Below are 9,021 nucleotides of genomic sequence, written 5' to 3'. Positions count from 1 at the left end.
GAAAGAAATATTTTTGACAGAAAAAGAGAGCCTTGCCGTATGGCAGCAAAAACATGATAAAACCCCAGACAGTATAAAACTGATGCAGCAGGGCCTATGGCACCTCCCGCCATCAATCTTAAAAGAGGGATTTCGCTCATAATTCTTCTTGAAGCCTCCATATATTCCGAACCGCTGTAATTGCCCCCGTACATAATCATATCGCCTGCAAACATCAGAATAGTCCCGATTATACCTGCAATGCCGGCTGTCCTTATTATATTTCTATTGTCCATTTTCTTCCCTGTAGGTTTAAATGAGTATTAATTAAACAGCCGTACAACTGTTCTTTTTGATTTCTGAAATGTATTAACCTGCAGGCTCAATTGCAACTGAAATTTTTTCAGATGGTGCAATAATCCGATTTTATATGTGGACAAATTGGACAAAATACATTATATTTTCAGTAACAGATTATACAGGAGGATTTTATGAAACTTGGTATTATTGGCCTTGCGCTATCCGGCAAAACAACACTATTTGAAGCACTGACAGGTTCTCCGCATCAGCCTGAGAAAAAAAATGACCTCAGAAGGGCTCTTGTAAAAGTTCCTGACATGCGTATTGATAAACTCAGTGAAATTTTTAATCCTAATAAAAAAATCTATGCCACAATAGAATATCTCCTGCCCCCGCAGACAGGTGCAGCGGTAAAACCGGGAGAGGACAGCAGATTAAATGCAGTAAGGGATTGTGATGCATTTCTCCATATACTCCGCAATTTCAAACTTACCGGATCTGACATAACGAACCCTTCAGAGGATTTCAGAAAACTGGATGACGAGCTTATCTTTAATGATCTTATGGTCGTTGAAAAACGGCTGGAACATATGGAACGTGACATTAAACGCCATAAACAAATCAATGAAAAAGAAGAAAAACTGCTTAAAGAGTGCCACACAATTCTGGAAAATAATGAACCTTTAAGGCATTATCCTGAACTTGCCGATGCCCAGGAATTAAAAGGTTTTGCATTCCTCTCCGGCAGGCCGGTTCTTGTTCTTGTAAACAACAGTGACGATAATAAGAATTTGCCGGATATGCCCGGCATAGCAGACAAAGAAGTTTGTGCAGTTGTGCAGGGGGAAATTGAGTATGAAATTTCTCAGATGGAAGATGAGGACGCAAAGACCTTTTTACAGGAGTACGGTATTAAAGAGCCTGTTGTAAATCGGATAATTCAGCTCTCTTATGATCTTCTCGGCCTCATTTCATTTTTAACCGTAGGAAAAGATGAAGTAAGGGCATGGACTATTAAAAAGAATACTGCTGCTGTAGATGCCGCAGAAGCTGTGCACAGTGATATTAAAAAGGGATTTATCAGAGCAGAGGTTGTTGCTTATAATGACTTCATAGAAGCCGGCTCTTATGCAGAAGCACGTAAGCATGGCAAGGTAAGGCTTGAAGGTAAAACATATATAGTTCAGGACGGGGACATTATTGACTTCAGATTTAATGTGTAGGAATTCGGATAATTTTATTTTCCCCAGACGCAGTCATCTGCTGTTATTCAGATGAAAATTACAATCCCTTCCATTTCCGGAACGTTGCTGCCATATCCATGCTCCTGAGAAAAAAATAGCGGACACCATCTTCAATTTCAGATTCTTTCAGATCCGCTGCAATACTTTCAACAATTTGCGGAATATCTGAAACTGCAGTTCCGCAAAAAACATTTAAGAAGAGAGGTTCTCCCTGCACAGGAGCATTCTTCACCAGTTCCCGGATAGTCTCAGCACTGTTGTTAAGTTTTACGCTTCCTATATGAAATGTTTCTCCATCCAGATGGTACTCATATTCCCCTATTCCTTTAGAACATGTACCTGCATAACCGCTGTTCATAACATAAGGCTGAACATTCCATGCAACAGCTTCCGACTCCTCCATCTGTTTCATGGTATACATACCTGCTTTCTGTATATAATAATCACAAAAATCACAATACCTCTTAAATGCCGAATATCTGTCACTATGAGGATGTCCGTCGCTGAGCATGGCTCCTAGCTCCTGATTTCCCAGATTCTTATAATACCAGTCAAACAGTCGGGGAGCAAGGTCTGTTATTCCGGGATTTATAATCCAGGTCAATGGAATTTTATTATATGCATCACTGTTCATGATAGTATCTGGTTCGTAAACCATTGAATGCAGCAAGTTGTCGCCATCTGCAACAAACATGGCAATGTAGATTCCATTCTGAAAAATTTCCGCTGGTTCGGGAGAAGGCTGAATTCCTTTTACACTCGCGAACGAAGAATGAATCGTAAGATTTTCAACTGATATGTACGGTACCATAAAATATCCCAGTCTTGCAAATAGTGCATCTGCCCAGCGCTCGTCTGTCCATCCCATTATCGGTGTGCCCTGAGGATAGCGTTCCAGCACATCAATATAGTGTCCGGATTCTTTCTCGTCTGTAATGTCGAGGTAATATGTGAACAGCTTCATGGCAACCACATAATCTTTATTTGCAGCTCCCCAGCTCTCATTGTCATTTGTCATGTGCGACCACGTAAAAGCGATTTCTCTGTTCGCTTCGTCAAACCAATTCTTCAAAAGCCAGTCCAGACATTCCACATTATTCCTGAATTTGAATTTTCTTAAATCCAACGTGACATCGAAATTCTTACCAATTAATACATCTGCCAGTTCAGGAGAAACAGCAATGCTGTCTGTTTGTCCGGCAATTGTTGTTGCTGCTTCAATTGTTGCCTGTTCCAGGTCGGGATCCCAAATAATTATACCTTTGGCAAATTCTCTAAATTTATCCAGCAGAGATAGAAACCCGGGCCAATTTACATCATCTTCATGCTGAAGATTCTCCATGGGTATATCATTGTAAAGCATCTTTAAAAATCGGCCGGCTACTTGTATCTGAGTATCTCCGCCGTGGTTATTATCATAACAGTAGGTATTCATCACATAAATTTTTTTACTGCTCTCCCTGTTAACGATGCCCTGCAGAACACATGCCGCTATCTGCCCGTCTATCCGATCCCTGCCAAGGTCAAGGCAGACAATTGATTTAACGGGAACCGATATTTTCGGATATCGGATCAACTTATCCATTATCAAACGGCCCTCCAATCTGCAGCTCTTTTTTGTATTTTTGAAGATTATTATTGTGGAATATCAAACTCTTCCTGTGAAGATCAATCGTCATTATTGGTATATATTTATTCATATTTGTAAAACAGGTAAGATCAAACTGAGAAAAATCAAACTCCCCCTGACTATATTCTGCATAATTTAATAAAATATTTTTTATTTTTCTGATACTGCCGCCCGGATATCCTGTAAAATATGCAAGGCTTACATGACCTGTAAACTCCCTGATATTAACACAGGCCGCTTCCTTTATCTTTGCCTCCAATGACAGTATATTCTCTAATTCCGATTCAAGCCCTTCATCAAATCTGACAAGGGCTGTTATTGTCTCCTGCAGGCCAAGACCTCTTATTTGTGAATAGATGTGTTTGGGAATTTCATCCCGAAAATCAAAAACTTCCCGAAGCTGCCTGACCCGAATATTTATTTTGTCAACTTGAACAGGTGCAGGGCCGGCTTCAATATCACAGATCGTCATGTGAAATGATTCCGGTTTGAGAAAGGAAAAGAAATTATCCAATTGCGCGTTTTCCAAATCTTTTTTAATTCTGTTCTGTAATTCACACAGACTATGAAAAAGCCAGGATTTTTGATTAATCCGGACAATACATGTCAGCCCGTAAAATGCTTTGGGTTCTCCTTCCGGATGGAATTTCGGATTATTCTTTTTCAGGCTTTCTTTCAATACAGCAACATCACAAGAGCGGATATCATATTTTAACAACCTATTTCTGTATCGGCCAATTGGATTCAACATTACTGCTCTATCTTAAAAAATTATCCGTTAAAAGGATTATCAATCTCAATCTTTCCGCAATTCACATCTGATAAGCCCGCATACAGCTCTTTTTTCCCATCTGCCGTATCAACCAGGCCTCCGCTGATAACAATATCATCCAACTCGGGAGATCTTTTTGCATCTCCATCCGGGAAATCGGACCGCTCCGCAATTATTTTAATCGGAGATGCCTCCATATTTGAATAATCATAAGTAAATGCAGCAGACTTGTAATGTTTTCTCATTTCTCCTGATTGGTCAATAGTAAACGTTGCAAAATGTCCCAGAACTCCTATCATGCCGTCTCTTAGCAGATGAGCTTCATTCACTCCGCCCCACTCGTCATCTGAGAATTGGCCTTGTATGAGATCAGCCCCGTACCAATCAAAATCGTTCAGATGTTCCAATGAATCCACGATTGCAAAACCAATCTTGCCGCGTCCGCCTATACTCCCCATCGGCCGTGTAAAAACTCCTACTCTGCCGTCATGCAGTTCAACTAACCGAATATCTTTCATTCCAACAGGGCCTTGTGCAAACTTCTTTAAATTCATCAGATCAGCCCCTCTGTAAAACCAGGTTTGCCATGAATTCCCGTTTACAGGATACTTTACACCGCCGAAAATCAGCTCATTATTTATCCTGTTTATAAAAGGGTCCTGCAAATGGAATACCGGCGTATCCGGGTCAGAATACCATATCCCGTCTCTTTCTCTGAAAAAAAGGACCTCGCTGTCTATCTCTTCATTTCTTGATTCAACCCTTGCAGCCAAATAAGTAACTCCTCTGTCCTGAAAAGGCGCAGTTGGATTGTAAACATCTTTATCTGTAATTTTATCACCGACGAATTCTAAAATTTGAGATTTCCGCATTAGTAATAACTCCGTATGTTTCCCGTTTTGATTAAAACCGACATTTCTTAATATTGACTTAATGGAAACAAATCAGCCTGCCTCCATTTTAATAGTCATCTCTGTCTCTGCATCAAAAAACTGCCCCTTTCCCATATCAAAAAACAGATCAATATCTTCTCCGGGTTTAAACCGGGCATTCACTCCCAGCCGTGCAACAACAGAATTTTCCCCGACCGATGCATGCAGAATTACTTCATTACCCATTGGTTCAATAACTTCAACATTTGCCTTTATAGCGGCAAGAGACACAGTATCCGGCGTATCCGGCTGAAGTATATTTTCAGGGCGTATTCCGAATATAATTTTTCTGTTGATATATTTCTCAATCTGTTTTTCATATAGCTTCGGTATTTTCAGCTTAACCTGCCCATCGTCAAACCACAATCCGTTCTCACTGATTATCTTCCCATTAAAGAAATTCATAGGGGGGCTTCCGATAAACCCTGCCACAAACATATTCTCAGGTTTATTATAGAGATTCATCGGAACATCAATCTGCTGTATGGACCCATCTCTTAAAACGACAATCCTGTCTCCCATTGTCATTGCTTCCACCTGATCATGAGTCACATATATCATTGTAGCCTGCAATTTATGGTGAAGTTTTGAAATCTCCTGCCGCATCTGCACACGCAGTTTTGCATCCAAGTTGGAGAGAGGTTCATCAAACAGGAATACTTTGGGTTTGCGCACCAATGCCCTGCCTACGGCAACTCTCTGGCGCTGGCCGCCTGAAAGCTGTTTGGGTTTTCGATTCAGAAGATCGGTTATGCCAAGAATTTCTGCGGCCTCATGCACACGTTCCGAAATTTTATTTTTGGAAACCTTCCTTAACTTTAAACCAAATGCCATATTATCAAATACAGTCATATGCGGATAGAGCGCATAATTCTGAAAAACCATGGCAATATCCCTGTCTTTTGCCTGAATTGAATTTACAAGACGGCCGCCTATAAAAATCTCTCCTTCGCTTATCTCCTCAAGGCCTGCAATCATCCGCAGAATAGTTGATTTGCCGCATCCGGACGGGCCTACAAGTACAACAAACTCTCTTTCCTTCACATCCAGGCTCACGCCCTTTACCGCAGCAACATCCTTTCCGTAAATTTTTGTTACTTCTTTAAGAACAACATTCGCCATGGCATTAATTCCTCGTGATAAAAGTTGCAGACAATTAAATACGGCATTCAGGGGAGTTCATCAGGTAATCTACCACATCTCCCATTTTTGCGGTAGCAAGGCCTACAAAAGTATCCGCAGCACCGTAATAGATGCGCAGTTCATCTGTATCTTTATCCCAGATCACGCCGCTCGGAAATGTGACATATCCGACATCTCCATGTGTTTCAAATATCTCACGGGGGCCTAACACCCAGTTTCTTCCGCGCCTGATAACTTTTGTCGGATCATCCAGATCCAGCATTGCCAGCCCTATACGATAAATACTTCCGGCAAATGTATTTCTGACACCGTGATATATCAGCATCCAGCCTTCAGGCGTTTCAATGGGCTGCGGTCCAAGCCCAATTTTACCTGCATCCCACCAGCCTCCATCCCTGGCCTCCAAAACCATTGTATGTTCACCCCAGTACTTCAGGTCAGGGGAAAATGAAATCCATATATTTGCTTTGGTTGAAAGGCCGATAGGGGAAGGCCTGTGCAGCAGAGCCCACCTCCCGTTAATCTTCCTTGGAAACAGAGATGCATCCTTATCCTCAGCAGTCATGATTATACCATGCTTTTCAAAAGTTTTAAAGTCTTTTGTTAAAGCCAAAGCTACCTGAGGGCCATCTTTGGAAAAAGCAGTATATACTACAGCATAAGTATCCGACTCTTCAAGCCTGACAACCCGCGGGTCTTCAATTCCCCATATCTCTTCCGGATAATTCTCCGGGTCCGCAAGCCACGTCGGCTCCGAATCTATCCTCCAATTTGTCTTACCGTCTTTACTGCGCGCTGCAGTCAGATGAGAAAACCCGTCCATTCCCTCCACTCTTACCAGCAGCAATGTTTCCCCTTCAAATTCAATAGCTGCAGGATTAAATACGGCATTAACCTCATATTGCCAGTTAGATGGCGAGAGTATGGGGTTATTTTCATATCGTTTAATTAAACTTTCGTGTTTTTGCAATAGATCTGCAATGTTACTCATTCTTATGCCTCCTGGAATCAACCCCTTGTATTCCACAGAACCATTCGGGGTGCATAATGTCCTACTGAATAAAATACCAAGTCATTGACTATTGATTTTGAACCAACATGATTTTCAGCAATCAGCTCCTTCGGCCTGTCTGGTTCCATATCAAAAAAATTATCGGAAAAAGACCAGCCCGGAAGGTGCAGATAAACACTTTTGAGAAATGTCTTCGATTTACATCTGATATATACTCCTTTGGAACTTTTCTTGATTATTTCAGCCCGAATCTCCCCTTCAGGGAAATCCATCCATTTATATCTCAGGAAAATGTACTTTGAGTACAAGCTTTCCCCTGTATCAGTTATCATTGAAGCCTTAATATAAACTCGTTTTTTATCAAGGCGATCTATTTCTTCCCTGTCAAAAACAGGAATTCTGGAAAAACTGTTTTCAGGAACATTTACCGTAACTTCTTTTTCATCTTTTTCTTCACCGGAAAAAGTAAATATATTTATACGTAATTCACCGCACAGTCTTTTAAGAGTATCATTAATTACATGAAGGACAAGATAATTTTCTGTCTCTTCAAACCTCAGGAGGATTGGTTTAAAAAATTCCTTTGAATAAAAATATGATGCTTTTGGTTTAAGGCTGCTGTCAATCATTGACCAGCTTAACCCCGGCCAGCAGTCATTTAACTGCCATATAAGGGCTCCTGCAGTATTAAATTTCCTGCTCCTCCAGTGCTCAATGCAGGTTTTAAGTGCTTCGGCCTGATTGACCTGACAAGCGTAAATAAAGGGGACATATTCTGTAGTCACCTTTTGGTGAGCGGCAAGAAATCGGAAAAGACGCTCATTGCCCTCCTCTTGCTTCTGATGCTTTGAAAAGATTTCTCCTTCGGGATTACGGTCCTCTGATTTCAAACAACTGTCCATGGTTTCAACTGAAGCAGGAGCCTGAAATCCGAATTCAGAGATAAATTTTCCATGATCGTTTATCACTTCTGTAAAATCTACCCATCGGCTCCAGATATCCCATGAGTGACGGTTGCCCATGTCCTCGCTGTTCGGATCATCTCCTCCCCACGGTGTGGACGGCCAGTAAGGACGGGTCGGGTCAAGTTTTTCGCAGATCTCCGGCAGCATATTGTGAAATATTTTAAAACCTGACATATTTTCAGGAGAATCGTTTTGCTCACGATAATATATCCACTCATTCTCGTTGTTCCCGCACCAGATAACGATTGAAGGATGATTCCGTAATTCTTTAATAACACTTTCAGCTTCCTCTTCCACCTGCTGCAGAAAATCTTTTATCTCCGGATATGCACCGCATGCAAACATAAAATCCTGCCAAACCATAATTCCCATTTCGTCGCAGAGCTGATAAAAATACGGATCTTCATATATTCCGCCTCCCCATACACGCAGCATATTCATACCGGAATCACGGGACATTTCAAGAAGCGTCCTGTACTTTTCATGTGTTATCCGCGGAATAAAACTGTCTGCAGGAATCCAGTCAGCCCCTCTGCAGAAAACAGGTTTGCCGTTAACAAGAATTCGGAAGCTGTTTTCGCCTTTATCATCCGACAAACGAAGTTCCGTGGTTCGGATTCCATATTTGAAATGTTTCTCATCAATAACCTTCCCCCCGGACAAAACTGAAAAATAGAAATCATAAAGGAACGGTTCTCCCCAGCCGTTGGGCCACCACAGCCTTGGATCGGCAACGGAGAGGGAAAAACGGACTCTGTGCCCTTCGGGAATAGCTTCCGCAAAAATGGTTTCCTCTCCGTTATCCAGTCTGGCATTACATGTTACACCTTTGTCTTTTCCTTTTTCAATAACGCCTTCAATTTCAAGCTGTGCAGCACCAGCAGTGCACGATACTGTTCTTACGGAAACATCTTTAATTCGAATACTGTCAAATGCTTCAAGATATATGGAGCGCCAGATTCCTGATGTGGGAAGCATAGGCCCCCAGTCCCATCCGAAAGAGTATTGGGCCTTACGCAGATACATACGATGAGAATGGCGTGT

Annotated in this window: 8 protein-coding genes; 1 reads left to right on the top strand and 7 read right to left on the bottom strand. The window is 41.6% G+C overall.

What is annotated here, in order from left to right; translation table 11 throughout:
- Positions 1 to 275: hypothetical protein (locus J7K93_04490; protein ID MCD6116252.1), on the bottom strand; the 275-nt coding region annotated here is incomplete at its 3' end.
- A gap of 195 nt (positions 276 to 470) precedes the next feature.
- Here J7K93_04490 and J7K93_04485 point away from each other — a divergent pair.
- Entirely contained in the window at positions 471 to 1,502 is a 1,032-nt protein-coding gene (locus tag J7K93_04485; GenBank protein ID MCD6116251.1) for a YchF family ATPase, read from the top strand.
- Positions 1,503 to 1,560: 58 nt separating this feature from the next.
- Here J7K93_04485 and J7K93_04480 read toward each other — a convergent pair whose 3' ends face one another.
- From J7K93_04480 to J7K93_04455, 6 genes are all read right to left on the bottom strand, one after another.
- The gene (locus tag J7K93_04480; protein MCD6116250.1) at positions 1,561 to 3,108 is read right to left on the bottom strand and encodes a hypothetical protein; all 1,548 of its coding nucleotides are present in this window, start codon (positions 3,106 to 3,108) and stop codon (positions 1,561 to 1,563) included.
- On the bottom strand, positions 3,101 to 3,904 hold the full coding sequence (locus J7K93_04475; protein MCD6116249.1) for a DUF1868 domain-containing protein: 804 nt from the start codon (positions 3,902 to 3,904) through the stop codon (positions 3,101 to 3,103). The genes J7K93_04480 and J7K93_04475 overlap by 8 nt, the downstream gene beginning before the upstream one ends.
- A 20-nt stretch (positions 3,905 to 3,924) precedes the next feature.
- Positions 3,925 to 4,797, bottom strand: coding sequence for a DUF1861 family protein (locus J7K93_04470; protein MCD6116248.1), 873 nt, complete (start codon positions 4,795 to 4,797; stop codon positions 3,925 to 3,927).
- 72 nt (positions 4,798 to 4,869) lie between these two features.
- Entirely contained in the window at positions 4,870 to 5,979 is a 1,110-nt protein-coding gene (gene ugpC, locus J7K93_04465) for a sn-glycerol-3-phosphate ABC transporter ATP-binding protein UgpC (GenBank protein MCD6116247.1), read from the bottom strand.
- 34 nt (positions 5,980 to 6,013) lie between these two features.
- Entirely contained in the window at positions 6,014 to 6,991 is a 978-nt protein-coding gene (locus J7K93_04460) for a glycosidase (protein ID MCD6116246.1), read from the bottom strand.
- A 17-nt stretch (positions 6,992 to 7,008) separates the two neighbouring features.
- The coding region (locus tag J7K93_04455) for a glycoside hydrolase family 2 protein (GenBank protein MCD6116245.1) at positions 7,009 to 9,021 on the bottom strand (2,013 nt) is incomplete at its 5' end.

The sequence above is a fragment of the bacterium genome (assembly GCA_021158245.1).
Lineage (GTDB): Bacteria > Zhuqueibacterota > QNDG01 > QNDG01 > QNDG01 > QNDG01.
The sequence above is the reverse complement of the archived record's forward strand: the minus strand, read 5'-3'. Positions and strand labels throughout refer to the sequence as shown.